Source organism: Micromonospora sp. NPDC047467 (genome assembly GCF_040643095.1).
Classification (GTDB): Bacteria; Actinomycetota; Actinomycetes; order Mycobacteriales; family Micromonosporaceae; genus Micromonospora.
The window spans coordinates 684,932-703,969 of record NZ_JBEYTO010000003.1; the positions used below are offsets into that span (position 1 = coordinate 684,932).

Here is a 19,038-nt window from a genome sequence, read left to right on the forward strand (position 1 = left end):
TCAGGTAAGTACTCGCGACCGGTACGACGACATGCGGCTAAGCCTGACGCATCTCACGCGATGAGTCAACTGATCTCACATGTTGGTCAACGGACGACGGCGCGTCGGCCGACGACGCGCCACCACCAGAGGGGATGACCTGCTCGGAACCGCCCGGAACCCGGCGCGGAGCGGGCAGCGGGCCGGGCCGGGCACCCGGCGAGGTGGCCGCCTCCAGCATCGCCTCCAGGTGCTCGGCCGGCACTCCCCAGCCGAAGAGCGCGCCCTGGCCGAACCGGCAGCCGGCGGCCACCACCGCGGCCAACTCGGTGGGCGTGGTCACACCCTCGGCGATGACCTCCAGCCCCAACTGGTGGCCCAGCCGCATCACGATGTCGACCATGGGCGCGAACGCCGGGCCCTCCCTGCCCACCGGGCGGACCGGCTCGTGCTCGGCCACCAGACTGTGGTCGATCTTGAGAATGTCGATCGGCAGCCGGCGCAGCTGCCCCAGCGAGGAGTAGCCGGCGCCGAAGTCGTCCAGGGCGATCCGCACACCGGTCAGCCGCAGCGCGGTCAGCCGCCGGATCAGCTCGTCCAGGTCGGTGGCGACCGCGTGTTCGGTGACCTCCAGCACAAGCCGCTGCGGCGGCACGTGGTGGGCGCGCAGCGCCTCGGCGACCTGGACCACGTACTCCGGGGCGTGCAGCTCACGGGGGGAGACATTCACCGAGACCCAGACGTCGTGCCCGTCGGCCAGCCACCGGGAGAGCTGGTAGCAGGCCTGGTGCAGCACCCAGGCGCCGAGTGTGCCGATCATGCCGCACTCCTCGGCGAGCGGGATGAACTCGTCCGGACGGACGTTGCCCAGCTCGGGGTGGCGCCAGCGGAGCAGCGCCTCGGCGCCGACCGGCCGCACCGACGGCAGCGACGCCACCGGCTGGAAGGCCAGCCGCAGCTCGTCGCGCTCGATGGCGCCACGCAGCTCGTGCTCCAGCGTCGTGCGCCGGCGCAGCAACTGGTCGTACGCGGCGTCGTAGCGCTCGATCCGGTTCTTTCCGCGCTGCTTGGCGTAGCGCAACGCCAGGTCGGCGTGGCGCAGCAGCAGGTCCACGTCCGGCTCGCCCGCCCACCCGGCCACCCCGATGCTCACCGACAGGAAGACCGGCCCCTCCTCCTGGTCGTACGGCCGGTTGAGCACCCCCAGCAGCCGCTCGGCGACCCGGTCCGCCTCGGCCGGCCGGGCCGGCATGAGCACGGCGAACTCGTCGCCGCCGAGCCGGGCCGCGACGTCGCCGGGGCGCAGGTTGCCGCGCAGTCGGCTGCCCACCTCGGCCAGGACGGTGTCGCCCACGTCGTGGCCGCGCATGTCGTTGACGTGCTTGAAGCCGTCCAGGTCGAGGCTGAGCAGGACGCACGGGGTGCCGGCCGCCGCGCTGTCGTGCAACGCGCGCAGCAGACCCCGCCGGTTGGCCAGCGACGTCAACGGGTCGGTGTGCGCCAGCTCACGAAAGTGCGCCTCCCGCTCGGCCAGCCGGCCGGCGTAGTCCCGGACGTCCTTGAGGGTGAGGTACTGCCGGGCCACCAGCGCGAAGCCCTCCACGGTGCCGGCCACGATGCCCGGCGCGGTGAACCGGCCGTCCTGCAGGAGGTGGTACATCGCCGACGCCGCCATCGCCACCATTGGGGCCACCGCGTACTCGCCGTCACGCCCGATCAGGTCCAACTCGATTTGCCCGAGCCGGTCGTCCCGGTACACCGCGAGCGCGACGGCCAGCAGACCGGCGGCGAGCACCACCGCACCGGTCAACGCCATGGTCGGCCCGGACTGGCAGAGCCCGGCGCTGAGGCCCAGCCCACCGCAGCTCACCGCGCTGATCCCGGCGGCGAGCACGGCCAGCCGCCAGCGCGGGGCGGCGGCCCGGAAGACCACGATCACGGCGAGCCCGGCACCGAGTGCGGCGCTCACCGTGGCCACCAGGATCGCCGGGCAGGCCATCGGGGTGGCGGCGCCCAGCAGCCGGGTCGGCTCGGAGAAGAGCACCCAGCCGACGAACCACAGCGCCGCCGCCATGGTCACGCCGTCCAGGGCGAGCCGGGCGGTGCCCGCCGCGGTGGCGGCCACCCCCGGCAGCCGGAGCAGACCGGCCGCGAAGGCCAGCCCGCTCAGCGCGGTGCCGATCGCCGCCGCGGTGGCCCAGCCGGTGCGCAGACCCTGCTCGTGTGCCCAGTGGTCGCTCGCGGAGAGCACGGCCACCACACCGGCCAACATGCTGAGCAGGGACGTCCCGGCGGCCACCGCGAGCAGCACGTGCGCTGGCCGACGCGGCCCCGTGCGCTGCCGGGCGACCACGGTCAGCAGCACGGTGGCAGTGACGGCGACCAGCCCGCTCAGCGCCGCGACCGCGACCATGCCCGGGGGGAGATGCACGTCTCAAGAGTGCCGGATGGCCGCGCGTCGTGGGGGACTGGATGTGCATCTGTTGGGACACGGCACATTCGCCGGACGGCCAGTGCGCCAACGGTGTCATGCTGGTACGCATGCCTGAGCTGCGGTCGAGGACCTCCACACACGGTCGGACGATGGCCGGCGCCCGGGCCCTCTGGCGGGCCACCGGGATGACCGACGACGATTTCGGCAAGCCGATCGTCGCCATCGCCAACAGTTTCACCCAGTTCGTGCCTGGTCACGTACACCTGAAGGACATGGGTGGCCTGGTCGCGGACGCGGTCGCCGAGGCCGGCGGGGTGGGGCGTGAGTTCAACACCATCGCGGTCGACGACGGCATCGCGATGGGCCACGGCGGCATGCTCTACTCGCTGCCCAGCCGGGAGTTGATCGCCGACGCGGTGGAGTACATGGTCAACGCGCACTGCGCCGACGCCCTGGTCTGCATCTCGAACTGCGACAAGATCACCCCGGGCATGCTGCTGGCCGCGTTGCGCCTCAACATCCCGACCGTCTTCGTCTCCGGCGGTCCGATGGAGGCCGGCAAGACGACGGCGATCGAGGGCGTCGTGCACAGCAAGATCGACCTGATCGACGCGATGATCGCCTCCTCCAACGAGGCGGTCACCGATGAGCAGCTCGGCGAGATCGAGCGCTCCGCCTGCCCCACCTGCGGCTCCTGTTCCGGCATGTTCACCGCCAACTCGATGAACTGCCTCACCGAGGCGATCGGCCTGGCGCTGCCCGGCAACGGCTCGACGCTTGCCACCCACGCCGCGCGCCGGTCGCTCTTCGTCGAGGCCGGCCGCACCATCGTGGAGATCTCCAAGCGGTGGTACGACGGTGACGACGACTCCGTCCTGCCCCGCATCGTCGCCTCCAAGGCCGCCTTCGAGAACGCGGTCGCCCTGGACGTGGCGATGGGCGGCTCCACCAACACGGTGCTGCACCTGCTCGCCGCCGCCCGCGAGGCGGAGATGGACTTCGGCGTCGCCGACATCGACGCCATCTCCCGACGGGTGCCGTGCCTGGCGAAGGTCGCACCGAACTCGCCCAAGTACCACATGGAGGACGTGCACCGGGCCGGCGGCATTCCGGCGATCCTCGGCGAGCTGGACCGGGCCGGGCAGCTCAACCGGGACGTGCACGCCGTGCACTCCCCCTCGCTGGCGCAGTGGCTGACCGACTGGGACGTCCGCAGCGGCTCGCCCACGCCGACGGCGGTCGAGCTGTTCCACGCCGCCCCCGGCGGGGTGCGCACCACCCAACCGTTCTCCACCACCAACCGCTGGTCGTCCCTGGACACCGACGCCGCCGAGGGCTGCATCCGCGACCTTGAGCACGCGTACTCCGCCGACGGCGGCCTGGCCATCCTGCGCGGCAACCTGGCCCCGGACGGCTGCGTGGTGAAGACCGCCGGCGTGCCGGATGACTGCCTGACCTTCCGCGGGCCGGCGAAGGTCTACGAGTCCCAGGACGACGCCGTGACCGCGATCCTCGCCAAGGAGATCGTCGCCGGTGACGTGGTGGTGATCCGGTACGAGGGCCCGAAGGGCGGCCCCGGCATGCAGGAGATGCTCTACCCGACCTCGTTCCTCAAGGGTCGGGGGCTGGGCCGGTCCTGCGCGCTGCTCACCGACGGCCGTTTCTCCGGCGGCACCTCCGGGCTCTCCATCGGGCACGCCTCCCCCGAGGCCGCCTCCGGTGGGCTGATCGCCCTGGTCCGCGAGGGCGACGAGATCGTCATCGACATCCCCGGCCGTTCCATCGAGCTCAACGTGCCGGCCGAGGAGATTGAGGCGCGACGGGTGGCCGAGGAGAAGCGCGACAAGCCGTACACCCCGACCAACCGGCAGCGGCCGGTGTCGGCGGCGCTGCGGGCGTACGCCTCGATGGCCACCTCGGCCAGCGACGGCGCGTACCGCCGCGTCCCGGAGTAACAAGCCCGAGGCCGCTAGATCACCACGAGATCGCCGATGTTGGGGTATCCGGTCGACGGGATACCGCGATATCGGCGATCTCGTGGTGATCAGCGCTGCCCGAGGAGCGGTCAGTTGACCGCTACGACGTGGTCGATCACCAGGTGGGCGGCGCCGGTGATGCCGACGTCCTGGCCGGTGGTGACCCGCTCGATGAGCAGGGTCTGAATGGCCAGCGGTAGGCACCGCTCGTAGAGGGTGGCCCGCATGCTGGCCATCAGCGGTTCACAGTCGGCCAGTCGGCCGCCGATGGCCACCACCTGCGGGTTGAAGAAGTTGACCACCACGGCCAGGATCTCGCCGATGGCCCGGCCGGCCTGCCGGGCGAGCGCGGTGGCGTGCAGGTCGCCGTCGTCGATCAGGCGGATCACGCCGGTCAGGTCGTCGACCGGCACGCCCTGCTCACGGAGCGCGGTGACCAGGGCCGCGCCGCTGGCTACCGCCTCCAGGCAGCCGGAATTGCCGCAACTGCACGCGGGCGCCGGGTCGGCGACCACCCGGCAGTGGCTGATGTCCCCGGCCGAGCCCTGTGCGCCCCGGTGCAGCTGTCCACTGGAGATCACTCCGGAGCCGATCCCGGTGCCGGCCTTGATGTAGACCGCGTGGTCCAGTTCGGAATGTGCCGTGCGGTGCGCGCCCAGCGCCATCAGGTTGGCGTCGTTGTCCACAATGATCGGCGCCTCGATCCGGTCGGCGCAGAACGCGGCGACGTCGAAGCCGTTCCAGCCGGGCATCCGGGACGGGCTGACGATCCGTCCGGTGGCGTGCTGCACCGGGCCGGGGATGCCGACGCCGACGCCGCGCAGCACGCCCGCCGACGGCGCGTCACCGGTAGCCGCTGACGTGCCACCGGCCACCAGCGCGGAGACCTCGGCCAGCAGCGCGCCGAGCACCTCCTCCGGGCCGTCCTCGATGCGTACCGGCAGGGTGCGGGCCCGCACCACCCGCCCGGAGAGATCCAGTGTGCCGACACGGGCGTGGTGCGCGCCGAGGTCGATCGCGCCGACCACGGCACCGCCGGTGGGTACGGCGAGCTGGCGCGGTCGCCGGCCGCCACGGGACCGCCCAGCGCCGGTCTCCTCCAGCAGCCCCTGGCTGATCAACGCCTCGACCCGTTGGGAAACCGTCGAGGGGGACAGCCCGGAGAGCCGGGACAGGTCGGCACGACTGACGGCCGCCCCGGTAGCGACCCAACGCAGCAAATCCCGGGGGCTGCTGCGGAGGGCTTCGCGTGGCGCCTCGTCAATCGTCACGTCAGCTTCTTAGCACCCCCAGTTAATTCAGGCAACCAGTTGACTTAGTTTGCGCGCTACCTTTAACTGTCGCTGTTGGTTCGATATGAAGCCGACTTAGTTCGGTGGTCGAAGAAAGTGGGGCCGGGTGGTGGCACCGGGGACGACGGGTGCGGACCGACCGATGGTGTCGGTACGCGGCCTGCACAAGTGGTTCGGTCCGCTGCACGTGCTCAAGGACATCGACCTCACGGTGGCAGCCGGCGAGGTGGTCGTCGTGGTGGGGCCGTCCGGCTCCGGCAAGTCGACCCTGTGCCGCTGCCTCAACCGGCTGGAGACGATCGGGCAGGGCGCCATCGAGATCGACGGTGAGCCGCTGCCGGCCGAAGGTCGCGCGCTGGCCCGACTGCGCGCCGACGTCGGCATGGTCTTCCAGTCCTTCAACCTCTTCGGGCACAAGACGGTGCTGGACAACGTCACCCTCGGCCCTACCCGGGTCCGCAGGATCGCCCGGCCCGAGGCGCGTCAGCAGGCCATGAACCTGCTGGAACGCGTCGGCATCGCCGACAAGGCGAACCACCACCCCGCCCAGCTCTCCGGCGGGCAGCAGCAGCGGGCCGCGATCGCCCGGGCACTGGCGATGCAGCCGAAGGTGCTGCTCTTCGACGAGCCGACCTCGGCCCTCGACCCGGAGATGGTCAACGAGGTGCTCGACGTGATGGTCTCCCTCGCCGCCGAGGGGATGACCATGATCGTGGTCACCCACGAGATGGGCTTCGCCCGCCGCGCCGCCGACCGGGTCGTCTTCATGGACGACGGTCGCATCGTCGAATCCGGCGCCCCCGACGAATTCTTCGCAGCTCCGCGCTCCGAGCGGGCCCGCGATTTCCTTTCCAAGATCCTCCAGCACTAGCCCCCAACGGGAGGGTGTCATGTCAATTTTCCAGAAGAGCCTCACCCGGCGGCGCTCGCTCGCCCTCACCGCAACGGCGGTGGCGGTGGCCCTCGTCGCCACCGGCTGCGGCGGTGACGGCGACAGCAGCGCGCCGAAGCTGCCCGGCGACTCCGGCCTGGGCGGCGACGGTGTGGTCGCCCAGTCGGTGTACGACGCAGCCCCCGTGGCCACCGACGCCGAGATCCCGGCCGGTTCCACCATGGATGCGATCCGCAAGCGCGGCTACCTGAACATCGGCGGATCTCTCGACGCGCCGCTGCTCGCCCAGCAGAACCCGGTGAGCGGCACCATCGAAGGCTTCGACGCCGACATGGCCAAGCTGCTGGCGAAGTACATCATCGGCAAGCCCGAGGTGAAGACGACGACCATCGGCACCCAGACCCGGGAGGCCATGCTCCAGGCCAAGTCGGTCGACGCGGTCTTCCAGACGTACACCATCACCCCGCAGCGGGCCACCCAGGTCGCCTTCGCCGGGCCGTACCTCACCTCCGGCCTGGCGGTCGGGGTCCGCAAGGACGACACCTCGATCAAGAGCGTCAAGGACCTCGCCGGCAAGACCGTCATCGTCGGGGCGAACACCCCCGCGGTCACCGCGCTGCCGTCGGCCGCCCCCGGCTCGAAGCAGATCGCCTTCGGCACCGACCCGCAGGCGTTGCAGGCCCTGCTCCAGAAGCGCGGCGACGCGTACGTGCAGGACTTCACGCTGCTCGCCTCGGGCGCCCAGGCGAACCCGGGGATGAAGGTGGTCGGCGAGCCGTTCACCACGGAGGCGTACGGCATCGGCCTCAACCGGGAGGACGCGCAGTTCAAGGAGTTCGTCAACAACTGGCTGAAGAAGATCCAGGCCGACGGCACGTGGGCCAAGGTCTGGGAGGGCACCCTCGGTTCAGTCGTGGAGGGTGGGGCCCCCACCCCGCCTGCCCTCGGTTCCGCCGACGGCTCCTGAGCATCCTCTCGTACCGATGGACGCCCTCACCGCCCACCTGAGCGAGCTCGGCCACGGCCTGGTCACGACGGTCGAACTGACCGTCGTGACCACCATCGGCGCGATGCTGCTGGGCATCCTCGTAGCGACCCTGCGGATCGCTCCCGTCCCACTGCTGCGCGCCATCGGCACGGCGTACGTCGAGGTGTTCCAGAACCTGCCGCTGCTGGCTCTCCTGGTGCTCTTCGTCTTCGCGCTGCCGGCCATCGGAATCACGTTCCCGCTGTTCACCTCGGCCGCGATCGTCATCGCCGTGTACGAGGGGGCGTACCTGGCGGAGGCGATCCGGGCCGGGATCAACACGGTCGGCGTCGGCCAGGCTGAGGCCGCGCGGGCCATCGGGCTCACCTTCGGTCAGTCCCTGCGGCACGTGATCCTGCCGCAGGGACTGCGGGCGGTGATCCAGCCGATCGGCAACATCTGCATCGCGCTGCTGATGAACACCTCACTGGCCGCCGTCGTCGGAATCGTCGAGCTGACCCAGGCGGCCAACACTGTAAACCTCGTCGAGGCTCAGCCGATCGCCGTCTTCACCGGCGCGGGTCTCGCCTACATGCTGCTGGCGTTGATCATCGGTCAGGTCACCGGCTTGCTCGAACGAAGGCTGGCGATCGTCCGATGAACCAGGCCCAACAGATTCTCTTCGACGAGCCCGGCCCCCGTGCCCGGCGACGGATCCGGATCGCCACGGTGCTGGGCGCCGTCGTCCTGGCCGGGGCGATCGTCGCGGCCGTGTACCAGTTCGCCAGCCACGGCGAGCTGGCCGCCGAGCGGTGGGAGCCGTTCACCACCTGGCCGATCTGGCGGTACCTGCTCAACGGGCTGTGGGCCACCGTGCGCGCGGCCGCCGCGACGGCCGTGCTCAGCGCCGCGCTCGGGTTGCTGCTGGCGCTCGGCCGGCTGTCGGTGCATCGACCGCTGCGCTGGCTGTCCGGCGCGTACGTGGAGATCTTCCGAACCGTCCCCACCCTGCTGCTGATCTACGTGACGCTGTTCGCCCTGCCGCAGTACGGCATGAACTTCCCGCTGTTCTGGAAGCTCGTGGTGCCGCTGGTGGTCTCCAACTCGGCGGCGTTCGCCGAGATCTTCCGCGCCGGCATCCTGGCCCTGGACCGTGGGCAGACCGAGGCCGGCCTCGCCGTCGGGCTGCGTCGTGGGCAGGTGATGGCGCTGGTGGTGCTGCCCCAGGCGCTGGTCCAGCTCGCCCCGTCCCTGGTCAGCCAGCTGGTCGGGCTGCTCAAGGACACCTCGCTCGGCTTCGTGGTCAGCTACACCGAGTTGCTCTACAGCGGTCAGGTGCTCTCCTCCTACACCCACCTGCTGATCCAGACGTTCATGGTGGTGGCGCTGATCTACCTGGTGGTCAACGCCTCGCTGTCGAAGTTCGCCCGCGTGCTCCAGGCCCGCAACGGCCGCTTCGGCGGCCGGCGTGGACGACGGAGCGCGGACCTGCCCCCGCCGCTCATCGAAGGGAACAGCCCCCGGTGACCACCTTCCGCTACGCCGAACTGGCCCGGGTCGTCCGGAACGGCTTCGTCGAGAGCAGGCACTACGGCAGCGCCGTGGTGCTCGCCCCGAACGGCGAGATCGTCCTCGCCGCCGGCGTGCCCGACGAGCCGGTGCTCCCCCGCTCCACCCTGAAGCCGGTGCAGGCGTTGGCCTGTCGGGTCGCGGCCACCGGGCTGGACGGCGTCGACCCGCTGACCGGCCCGGCGCTGGCCCTGGCCGCCGGCAGCCACACCGGCGACGACCGGCACGTCGAGGTGGTCCGGGTGATGCTCGCCGGCGCCGGCCTGACCGAGGACGCGCTCGGCTGCCCGGCGGACTGGCCGGAGGACGAGCAGACCCGGGACCGGCTGATCCGCGCCGGTGGGCAGCGCGAACGGATCCGGATGAACTGCTCCGGCAAGCACGCCGCGATGCTTGTCGCCTGCGTCGCCCGGTCCTGGAGCACGCACGACTATCTCGACCCGAATCACCCGTTGCAGCGGGAGACCGCCGCGACGGTCGCCCGGCTGGCCGGCACGCCGATCGCGCACCACGCGGTCGACGGCTGCGGCGCGCCGCTGTTCGGTCTGCCGCTGACCGGCCTGGCCCGCACGTTCCAGGCGTTGGTCGCCGCGCCGGCCGGGAGCGACGAGGCGCTGGTGGCGCAGGCCATGCGCCAACACCCGGAGTACGTGGGCGGTTGGCACGGGCACCCGAACACCGACCTGATGCGGGCACTGCCCGGTGTGCTCGCCAAGGGCGGGGCCGAGGGCGTGCTCGCGGTGGCGGCCCCGGACGGTCACGCCGTGGCGGTGAAGGTCATCGACGGCTCACCCCGAGCCACCACCGCCATCGCGCTCGCCGCGCTCGACACCGTGGGCGTACCGGTGGGCGGAGCCGACGCACTGCGCCGGGTGCCGGTGCTCGGTGGCGGCGAACCCGTCGGCGCGGTCACCGCCGTCATCGAATAAACGCGTCTCGCACCCGAATCGGCCCCGTCCCGCACCGAAAAGGAACAGTCATGAGCACATTCGAGATCTGCATCGACAGCGTCGAGGGAGCGGTCGCCGCCGAGGAGGCCGGCGCCGCCCGGGTGGAGCTGTGCTCCGCGCTCTTCGATGGCGGGCTGACCCCCAGCCTGGGCACCATCGAGACGACTCTGCGCGCCGTCACCCGGATCCGGGTGCACGTGATCGTCCGGCCACGGGCCGGCGACTTCATCTACTCGCCGTTGGAGATCGAGGCGATGGAGCGGGACGTACGGGCGGCGGTCGAGGCTGGCGCGCACGGCATCGTGATCGGCGCGCTGACCGCCGACGGTGACGTGGACGTGCCGACCACCCGCCGGTTGATCGCCGCCGCCGGCGACGCCAGCATCACCTTCCACCGGGCGTTCGACATGACCCGCGACCCGATCGCGGCGCTGGAGCAGCTGATCGAGTTGGGCGTGCACCGGGTGCTCACCTCGGGCCAGGAGGTCAGCGTGCTGGAGGGTGCTCCGCTCATCGCCGACCTGGTCCGCCGGGCCGCCGGGCGGATCATCGTGATGCCGGGTGGTGGCATCACGCCGCGCAACATCACCCGGATCATCGAGGCGACCGGTGCCGACGAGTTCCACTTCGCCGCCCTGGTCAGCTCGGACAGCCCGGCCGTGCACCGCAACCCCGCCCCGCTGATGGGCGGCTCCCTGCACCGGCCCGAGTACGAGCGGTCCGGCACGTCCGGGTCGCTGGTCGGCCAGGTGCTCGCCGCCGCCCGCGCCTGAGTAGCAACACGTTCGACGAGCGGCGGGTCTCCTTCGGACCCGCCGCTCGTCGCGTCAGCGGACAGGGCCGGCCCCAGCCCGTCACATCCCGTCGGCCGGGTCGGCTGTCGCAGTGAGCGCGGCACCCCGGGCGTAGCGGATCGCGGCCGGGGTGTCGGGGAAGACCAGCCCCTCGCGACGTAGGTCGTCAGCCACTCCGAGAGTCGCGAGGACCTGGTCATGGGCGGGCGTGATGCCGGAGAGCAGGACGACGATCCCGCGTCCGCGTAGTCGTCCGATCGCGTCGCCGAGGACGTGTGCACCGGTGGCGTCCATCGTGGTCACCCGGGACATCCGCAGGATGACGACACGGACGTCGGCGATCTCGGAGAGCTGGAGCAGGAACGTGTGCGCCCCAGCGAAGAAGAGCGGCCCGTCCAGCCGGTACGCGACGATGTGCTCGGTGAGCAGCGCGTACTCCTCGGCGCTGTGTTCACCGGGATCGAGGGTCACCTGTTCCAGTCGGGCGCTGCGGGCCACCGCGCGCAGGGCGAGCACCACGGCGACGCCGACACCTACCGCGACGGCTGTCACCAGGTCCCAGATCACTGTGACGGCGAAGGTGAGCACCAGCACGACGGCGTCGCCCCGGGTCGCCCGGGCCAACGCCCACAACGAGCCGGCCTCCACCATGCGTACCGTGGTGGCCAGCAGCACCCCCGCCAGGGCGGCGAGCGGGATCCGGCCGACAAGCGGCGCGGCGGCCAGCACGATCGCACCGAGGGCTATCGCGTGGGTGAGGGCGGCCAGCTTCGAGGCCGCCCCGGCGCGGACGTTCACCGCCGTACGGGCGATGGCGGCGGTCGCCGGGATACCCCCGAAGATCGGGGCGGCGAGGTTCGCCAGGCCCTGACCGAACAGTTCCCGGTCCGGGTCGTGCCGTTCACCGACTGTCATGCCGTCGGCGACGGTGGCGGAGAGCAGGCTCTCCAGGGCGGCGAGCGCGGCGACCGCGAGCGCGCTGGGCAGCAGCACGCCGAGAGCACCAATGTCGAAGAAGCCGAGCGAGGGCGCGGGGAGGCCCTGCGGCAGCGCGCCGATGCGGATCAGGTCGACCGGCACGACCTCGGCGAGAACTGTGGCGGCGCCCACGCCGAGCAGCGAGAACGGCAGGCCGGGGCGCCACCGGGCGCCCAGCAGCATCAGCGCCGCGACGCCGAGGGCCACCGCGAGCGCCGCCGGCTGCGGGTGCGCGGCGAACCGGGCGACAGCACTCGCGGCGACCGCCCAGACCTTCTCGCCGTGCACGTCTGTGACGCCGAGCGCGGCCGGCACCTGTTGCAGGGCGATGACCACGGCGATGCCGGCGGTGAAGCCCTCCAGCACCGGGGTCGGTAGGTAGCGGACGTACCGGCCCAGGCGGGCCACGGCGAGCGCGATCAGCACCAGGCCGGCCATCGCACCGACCATGAGGACGCCCTTGGCGCCGAACTGCTGCACCACGGGCACCAGGACCACTGTCATCGCCCCGGTCGGCCCGGAGACCTGGAGGTTGGAGCCGCCGAACACGGCGGCCACCGCGCCGGCGACCACGGCGGTGATCAGCCCGGCCTCGGCCCCCAGCCCGGAGGTGACGCCGAACGCCAGGGCCAGCGGCAGTGCCACCACCGCCACGGTGAGCCCGGCCAGCACGTCCCGACGCGGCGAGCGATGGACAGCCGCCCAGTCGGCCCGCCCCGGCAACAGACCGAGAAGCCGTTCGCGGACGACGGTGATCGCGCCGCTCACCTGTCCCCGCCGGTGGCGCGCAACTCGTCGAGGAGGCCGTCGCGGTCGGTGAGGACCGCGCCGAGGATTCGCCGCCCGGCGGCCAGCAGGTCTGCCACGTCCGGGGTGCTGAGGGCGTACATGACGAGAGGGCCGTCGCGGTATGAGGTGACCATTCCCGCGCGGCGCAGCACGGCGAGCTGCTGGGAGAGGTTGGAGGCCTCGACCTCGATCACGGCGAGCAGGTCGCGAACCGGCTTGGGGCCGTCCTGGAGCAGTTCGAGGACCCGGATACGCACCGGGTGCCCGAGGGTGCGGAAGAGTTCCGCCTTCGCCTGGTACAGCGGGACCGACATGACCATCCTCCCGATCGATACGAAGACTTTAGCACTTGAAGAAGTCTTCAATCGGTGGATCGCGATGGCGCGGCGTTCCGCCCAGGTTGCCCGGGTTGCCCAGGACGGGCCCCTCCTGGACCGGAGAGGTCGAGGAAGGGCCCGTCCGGTCAGATGTCGTTGACGCAGCGAAGCACCGGACGGCTGGTCAGCGCCGCCGGGTCCAACGCGGTGTCGGCACGCACGGTGAAGGCGACCGACTCACCCGGCAGCAGGGTGACCAGGGCGTTGTCCACCTCGGCCGAGGCGTCCAACCGGTCCGCGAAGATGCTCAGATCGCGCAGCACCGTCCGCGCGGTGACCAGGACCCGCTGGCCGCCATCGGCCGGCTCGACCGTCGCGTCCCACTGCGCCGCCGGCCACTCGACGTCGCGGTCCTCGGCGAAGAACCACAGCGCCCGCTCCGCGGTGTCGCCGGCTTCCGCGACCAACAGCTCACGCCGGCCCTCGTTCGGCCGTGCCAGTTCCGCCGGCAGCGCCAGCACCACCGAGGAGTACGCCGGGACGTCGAGGTTGACCGACGTCTTCGCCCTCGGCTCCCCGGTGAGGGTGAGTCGGGTGATGGTGGCCGGCCCGGCCCATGCCTGCGCGGTCTCGTTCACCGCGACCAGCGCCAGCCCGCCGTCGCGCGGCTGCACGGTGAGCAGCCGGTCGGCGTACGCGCGGCGCAGCGCGTACCACAGGGGTTTGCGCCGGCCGTCGCCGTCGACGGCCGACCAGGAGGTGACCGGCCAGCAGTCGTTGAGCTGCCAGACGATGGTGCCCATGCACACCGGCCGGTACGAGCGGAAGTGCTCGACGCCGAGTTGGATGGCGCGGGCCTGGTTGAGCTGCGTCAGGTAGTGCCAGTCGTCGAAGTCGGCTGGGGCGGGCAGATGGGCGTCCAGGCCGCGCTGGAGCTTGCCGTCCCCGCCGGCCGCCTTCTGGTGGTGGGCCATGCCCGGCGAGTCGTGAGCGAGGGGCTCGTCGGAGATGGACCGGCGCAGCGTGGCGTACGCCGGTGGGGCCTGGTAGCCGAACTCGGCGACGAAGCGCGGCACGTACTCCCGGTATTTGGTGTAGTCGTCGGTGTTCCACACGTCCCAGATGTGGGTGGTGCCGTGCGCCGGGTCGTTGGGGTGGATCTCCTCACGGCCCGACCAGGGGCTGCCCGGCCAGTACGGACGGGTCGGGTCGAGCGCGCCGACGATGCGGGGCAGCACGTCCAGGTAGTAGCCGCGCCCCCACGTGCGCCCGTCGAGGGCCTGCTGCCAGTCCCAGTCGTGCCAGCCCCAGATGTTCTCGTTGTTGCCGGTCCAGAGCACCAGCGACGGGTACGGCGCCAGCCGGGTCACCTGCTCGGCGGCCTCGGCGGCCACCTCGCTGCCGAACGGCTCCTCCTCCGGGTACGCGGCGCAGGCGAACAGGAAGTCCTGCTGGACGAGCAGGCCGCGCTCGTCGGCGAGGTCGTAGAAGTCGGCCGACTCGTACCGGCCGCCGCCCCAGACCCGCAGCAGGTTGATGTTGGCCGCGGTGGCCTGGTCGAACCGCTGCGCCAGCCGGTCCCGGGTGATCCGGGTGGGGAACACGTCGTCGGGGATCCAGTTGACCCCGCGTACGAAGACCGGGACGTCGTTGACCGACAACGCGAACGGGGTGCCGTGCTCGTCGGGTGTGGTGTCCAGTCGCACCGAGCGGAAGCCGATCCGGTGGGACCAGGTGTCCAGGGTGTCGCCGTCCGGCGCGTGCAGGGTCACCTCCAGCGGGTGGCGCGTCTGCTCGCCGTACCCCCGGGGCCACCACAGTGCGGGCTCGCGGACGGCGAGGGTCAGCACGGCCGTGCGCTGCCCGACCGGGACGACGACCTCGGCGTGGGCGTCGGCGACGGTGGCGCGGACGGTCAGCGGGACATCCGCGGCCCGCTCGACCTCGACGTGCAGCTCGACCCGCCCGTCCCGACCGTCCAGTGTGACAAGCGGGCGGACGGTGGCCAGCCGGGCGGTGGACCAGGCGTGCAGGCCGATGTCCTGCCAGATGCCGGCGGTGACCAGGGTCGGCCCCCAGTCCCAGCCGAAGTTGCAGGCCATCTTGCGGATGAAGTGGAACGGCTCCGGATAGGCGTTGGGCCGGTCACCGAGTCGCTCCTGCTGCCCCTCGGCGTAGCGGTACGCGGAGTCGAACGCCACGACCAGGTCGTTGTCACCGTCGCGCAGCAGCGAGCCGACGTCGAAGCGGTAGCCGCGGTGCATGTTCTCGGTGCGGCCGACCTCGACGCCGTTGAGGGTGAGGGTGGCGACGGTGTCCAGGCCGGCGCAGACCAGGTCGACGCGCTCGTCGTCGCCCGGCTGGTGGACGAACGTGGTCTGGTAGACCCAGTCGGTGCGGCCGATCCAGGCCAGCGCCAGTTCGTTGTCGTCGAGGTACGGGTCGGGGATCAGGCCGGCGTCGAGCAGGTCGGTGTGGACGCAACCGGGCACGGTCGCCGACACCACCCGGCCGACGATCTCGGTCGGCACCTGCGCTCCGGGTGCCGCTCGCAGGGTCCAGCCGTCGTGGAGTGCCTGTCGGCTCAAGACTTCACCGCACCTTCCATGATTCCGCGGACGATCTGACGTCCACCGATGAACAGCATGATCAGCAAGGGGATGGTAGCCACGAACGCACCCGCGAGGACCCGGCGGTAGATGACGTAGTTGCCGCTGGCCAGGTCGGAGATGGCCACCATCGAGGTCGGATAGTCGGTGCCGCCCAGGGTGATCAGCGGCCACTGGAAGTCGTTCCAGGTCGCCACGAAGGTGAGCAGGCCGAGCACCGCGAGGGCCGGCCGGATCGCCGGCAGGACGATGGACCGGTAGACGCGCATGGTGGTCGCGCCGTCCATCCGGGCCGACTCGACCAGCTCGTCGGGCACGGTGTTGAGGATGAACTGCCGCATGTAGAAGACCCCGAACGCGGTGACCAGGCCGGGCACGATGACCGCCAGCAGGGTGCCGTTCCAGCCGAGCTTGCCCATCACGATGTAGAGCGCCACCACGCCGAGCTGGTTGGGCACGGTGAGGGTGAGCACCACGAACAGCATCAGCCAGCGGCTGCCGGCGAAGCGCAGCTTGGCGAAGGCGAACCCGGCCAGCGAGCAGAAGAACAGCATCGAGGCTGTCACCACGGTCGAGACGATGACGCTGTTGACCAGCGAGGCGGCGAAGTAGACGTCCTGGAGGGAGAAGACCTCGTCCAGGTTGACCAGGAACCGGTCGCCGGGGATCACGGCCGGCGGGATCCGGGCCAGGGCCTCGTCGTTGCTGGTGGCGATGACGAACATCCAGTACAGCGGGAACGCCGCGAAGAGCATGGTGGTGGCCAGCAGCAGGTACGTCCCGATGCCGGCCGGGGTGTCCTGCGGCGCGCGGCCCATCAGGGCGGCCCGTCGGCGGGTCCTGGTGGCCGGCGGTGCGGTGTCGACGGCGCTCACCTGGATCGCCCTCCGGAGAGTCGGTTGGTCAGCAGGGTGTTGATCCCGGCCACGACCAGGATGATCAGGAAGAGTGCCCAGCTCATCGCGGCGGCGTACCCGAGGTTGAGGTCCTTCCAGCCGACCTTGTAGATCAGCTGCGCGATGGTCTGCCACTCGCCGTTGGGTCCGCCAGTGGCGGCCTGGGCGTTGAGGTCGAAGAGCATCGGCTCGATGAAGAGCTGGAACCCGCCGATGGTGGAGAGGATGACGGTGAACACGATCACCGGCTGGATCATCGGCACAGTGATCCGCCAGAGCTGACGCCACGGGCCGGCGCCGTCGACCGCGGCGGCCTCGTAGACGTCGCGCGGGATGGACTGCATGGCGGCCAGGTAGAGCAGCGCGTTGTAGCCGATCCACTTCCAGTTGACCATCGTGGCGATGGCAATCCAGGAATGCAGCTTGTCGGCCCGCCAGTTGATCGGCTCGGCACCGCCGATGCCGAACAGGCCGAGCACCCAGTTGGCCATCCCGAAGTCGCGGGAGAAGAAGACGCTGAACACCATCGTCGACGCGACGATCGGGGTGACGTACGGCAGCAGCACGCCGACCCGCCACCAGGTCTGCGCCCGCAGCCGGCGGTTGAGCAACGACGCCACGATCAGCGCGAGCAGGAGCTGTGGCACCGAGGAGAGCAGGAAGATGCCGAAGGTGTTGTAGAGCGCGTTCCAGAAGTCCTCGTCGCCGAAGAGTTGGCGGAAGTTGGCCAGCCCGGCCCAGCCGGTCAGCGTCGGGTCGTCCAGCCGGTAGTTGCGCAGCGCGACGATGCCGTTGAAGACCAGCGGGAACAGGCCGAACACCAGGAAGATCAGGAAGAAGGGCGCGATCAGCACGTACGGCATGTAGCGCATGTCGAACCGGTACAGCCGGTCGCGCCAACTGGGCCGGCGGTGGTCCGGGTCGGTGCCGTGGCCGTGCCGCCCGTCGGCGGCTCGGCGGCCCGGCGACGCGGGCGCGGCGCGGGTGGTGGACATCGGGACACTCCAGGGCCGAAGAGACGGGGGTACGCGCGGGTGGCGCGGGGGCGGCCCGGTGCCCGGACCACCCCCGCGCCGACGGGCTCAGGAGGTGCTGGCCTTCTCGGCCTCCTTGACCGCCTCGGCCCAGGCGGCCTCGGGCTTGAGGGTCTTGTTCTGCACCCGGATCAGCACGTTCTCCACGGCCACCCGGGTCGGGCCGTTCTTCTTGCCCAGGTACTGCGGGGTCAGGCCCTGCGCCATCTTGGGGAAGATCTGCCCGACGGGTGCGTTGGTGAAGAACGGGTTCTTGAAGTCGGCGATGGCCGGGTCGCTGTAGAGGGCCGGCTGCGAGGGCAGGTTGCCGACCTTCTTGAAGATCTCGATCTGCTGCTCCGGCTGGACCAGCCACTCGACCAGCTTGTACGCCTCGTCGACGTTCTTGCCCTGCTTGGGGATCGTCAGGAACGAGCCACCCCAGTTGCCGCCGCCACCGGGGACCGCGGCGATGTCCCACTTGCCCTCGGTGCCGGGGGCGGTGTCCTTGATGTGCCCGAGCATCCAGGCAGGGCAGGCGAGCACCGCGAAGGAGCCGCTGGTGAAGCCCTTGTCCCAGTCGGCCTGGAAGCTGGCCAGGTTGGCGGAGAGCCCGGCCTGGATCGCCCTGATGGTGTAGTCGAAGGCGATCTTCGGACCTTGCTCCATCTGGAGCTGGTCCTGTTCGTTGTAGAAGCCGACCGGCTGCTGGCCGAGGATCGGGTTGAACAGGTTGCTGCCGGCGTCGATGAACTTCTTGTTGCTCTTGGCGGTGTAGTCCTGGCCGACCTCGATGAACCTGTCCCAGGTGGGCCAGAGGGCGGAGACCTGGTCGCGCTCGGTGGGCAGCCCGGCGGCCTTGAATAGGTCGGTGCGGTAGCACATCGCCAGGCCACCGGTGTCGGTGCCGAGACCGATCTGGGTCTTGCCGTCGGCGGAGAGCGACTGCTTCCACTTCCACGGCAGGTACTTGCTCTCGTACCCCCCGGCGCCCTTGTCGAGCAGGTTGACGAACTTGTCCGACTGGCTGCGGAACTGCACCATGAAGCCCTCGTCGACGGCGGCGATGTCCGCCGCGCCGGAGCCGGCGACCAGCTTCTTCTGCAGGTCCTCGTGCTGGGCGTTGTACTCCCCGGAGTTCAGCTGGATCTTGACGTTGGGGTTGGCCGCCTCGTACTTCGTCTTGAGATCCTGGAGGCCGAAGTCGCCCCAAAAGTTGATCTTCAAGGTGACCTGCCCGCCCGCCGCATCGGAGTCCTGCCCGCTCTTGCCGCTGCACGCGGCGATCAGGGCGAGGCCGACGACGCCTGCGGCGACCGCGCGGGCCCACCGGGTCCCGGACCGTTCCATGTCATCCTCCGTACGCGCGCTCCCGAACATCGAGAGACGTTGACTGAACCGGATAAGTTACGCCACCGTACGGTCCGGTTCCAGGAGTGTCAACGGCCGGTTAACGCCCGGCCCGATCGATCCATGAAATGACATCACCCAGCGTGGAAATGCGTGGTGAGGGCCCTTTCGTGGCAGCTTCACGCAGCAGCGCCCACCCCACCTCCGAGACTTCCCGATGTGCTGAACCGGGC

At 70.8% G+C, this 19,038-nt stretch carries 15 protein-coding genes; 7 read left to right on the top strand and 8 right to left on the bottom strand.

Going from position 1 to position 19,038, the window contains the following annotated elements; all coding sequences use genetic code 11:
- Positions 1–37: 37 nt before the first annotated feature.
- Positions 38–2,410 (bottom strand): bifunctional diguanylate cyclase/phosphodiesterase, encoded by a 2,373-nt coding sequence (locus ABZ780_RS11835; protein ID WP_357485764.1) that lies wholly within the window; start codon positions 2,408–2,410, stop codon positions 38–40.
- A gap of 110 nt (positions 2,411–2,520) precedes the next feature.
- Here ABZ780_RS11835 and ilvD point away from each other — a divergent pair, with 110 nt between their 5' ends.
- Complete coding sequence (gene ilvD / locus ABZ780_RS11840; protein ID WP_357485766.1) at positions 2,521–4,368, top strand: dihydroxy-acid dehydratase; 1,848 nt, start codon at positions 2,521–2,523, stop codon at positions 4,366–4,368.
- Between the two features lie 110 nt (positions 4,369–4,478).
- On the opposite strand, the gene ABZ780_RS11845 is transcribed toward ilvD, so the two are convergent.
- On the bottom strand, positions 4,479–5,660 hold the full coding sequence (locus ABZ780_RS11845; protein ID WP_357485767.1) for an ROK family transcriptional regulator: 1,182 nt from the start codon (positions 5,658–5,660) through the stop codon (positions 4,479–4,481).
- A 163-nt stretch (positions 5,661–5,823) separates the two neighbouring features.
- Between ABZ780_RS11845 and ABZ780_RS11850 the strand changes: the two genes are divergently transcribed.
- The 6 genes from ABZ780_RS11850 to ABZ780_RS11875 are packed head-to-tail and all read left to right on the top strand — an operon-like array spanning position 5,824 to position 10,832.
- A complete protein-coding gene (locus ABZ780_RS11850) occupies positions 5,824–6,552 on the top strand; it encodes an amino acid ABC transporter ATP-binding protein (RefSeq protein WP_357485769.1) in 729 nt (242 codons plus the stop codon).
- 19 nt (positions 6,553–6,571) lie between these two features.
- Entirely contained in the window at positions 6,572–7,540 is a 969-nt protein-coding gene (locus ABZ780_RS11855; protein WP_357485771.1) for a glutamate ABC transporter substrate-binding protein, read from the top strand.
- Between the two features lie 16 nt (positions 7,541–7,556).
- The gene (locus ABZ780_RS11860) at positions 7,557–8,201 is read left to right on the top strand and encodes an amino acid ABC transporter permease (protein ID WP_357485772.1); all 645 of its coding nucleotides are present in this window, start codon (positions 7,557–7,559) and stop codon (positions 8,199–8,201) included.
- Positions 8,198–9,067: an amino acid ABC transporter permease gene (locus ABZ780_RS11865; protein WP_357011380.1), complete on the top strand. Its 870-nt coding sequence runs from the start codon at positions 8,198–8,200 to the stop codon at positions 9,065–9,067. The genes ABZ780_RS11860 and ABZ780_RS11865 overlap by 4 nt, the downstream gene beginning before the upstream one ends.
- Entirely contained in the window at positions 9,064–10,038 is a 975-nt protein-coding gene (locus ABZ780_RS11870) for an asparaginase (RefSeq protein WP_357485774.1), read from the top strand. The genes ABZ780_RS11865 and ABZ780_RS11870 overlap by 4 nt, the downstream gene beginning before the upstream one ends.
- A gap of 50 nt (positions 10,039–10,088) precedes the next feature.
- On the top strand, positions 10,089–10,832 hold the full coding sequence (locus ABZ780_RS11875) for a copper homeostasis protein CutC (RefSeq protein WP_357485775.1): 744 nt from the start codon (positions 10,089–10,091) through the stop codon (positions 10,830–10,832).
- A gap of 81 nt (positions 10,833–10,913) precedes the next feature.
- Here the strand turns inward: ABZ780_RS11875 and ABZ780_RS11880 are convergent, their stop codons facing one another.
- The 6 genes from ABZ780_RS11880 to ABZ780_RS11905 all read right to left on the bottom strand — a co-directional run bounded on the left by ABZ780_RS11880 (position 10,914) and on the right by ABZ780_RS11905 (position 18,805).
- A complete protein-coding gene (locus ABZ780_RS11880; RefSeq protein ID WP_357485777.1) occupies positions 10,914–12,599 on the bottom strand; it encodes a SulP family inorganic anion transporter in 1,686 nt (561 codons plus the stop codon).
- Positions 12,596–12,934: a metalloregulator ArsR/SmtB family transcription factor gene (locus ABZ780_RS11885; RefSeq protein WP_357485778.1), complete on the bottom strand. Its 339-nt coding sequence runs from the start codon at positions 12,932–12,934 to the stop codon at positions 12,596–12,598. Before ABZ780_RS11885 ends, ABZ780_RS11880 begins: the two co-directional genes overlap by 4 nt.
- 149 nt (positions 12,935–13,083) lie before the next feature.
- Positions 13,084–15,525, bottom strand: coding sequence for a glycoside hydrolase family 2 protein (locus tag ABZ780_RS11890; RefSeq protein ID WP_357485779.1), 2,442 nt, complete (start codon positions 15,523–15,525; stop codon positions 13,084–13,086).
- Positions 15,522–16,364, bottom strand: coding sequence for a carbohydrate ABC transporter permease (locus tag ABZ780_RS11895; RefSeq protein ID WP_357011611.1), 843 nt, complete (start codon positions 16,362–16,364; stop codon positions 15,522–15,524). The genes ABZ780_RS11890 and ABZ780_RS11895 overlap by 4 nt, the downstream gene beginning before the upstream one ends.
- Positions 16,365–16,417: 53 nt before the next feature.
- Positions 16,418–17,437 carry a sugar ABC transporter permease gene (locus ABZ780_RS11900; RefSeq protein ID WP_357011366.1) on the bottom strand — a complete coding sequence of 340 codons (1,020 nt, stop codon included), beginning with the start codon at positions 17,435–17,437 and terminating at the stop codon, positions 16,418–16,420.
- Positions 17,438–17,524: 87 nt separating this feature from the next.
- A complete protein-coding gene (locus ABZ780_RS11905) occupies positions 17,525–18,805 on the bottom strand; it encodes an extracellular solute-binding protein (RefSeq protein WP_357011364.1) in 1,281 nt (426 codons plus the stop codon).
- Positions 18,806–19,038: the final 233 nt, after the last annotated feature.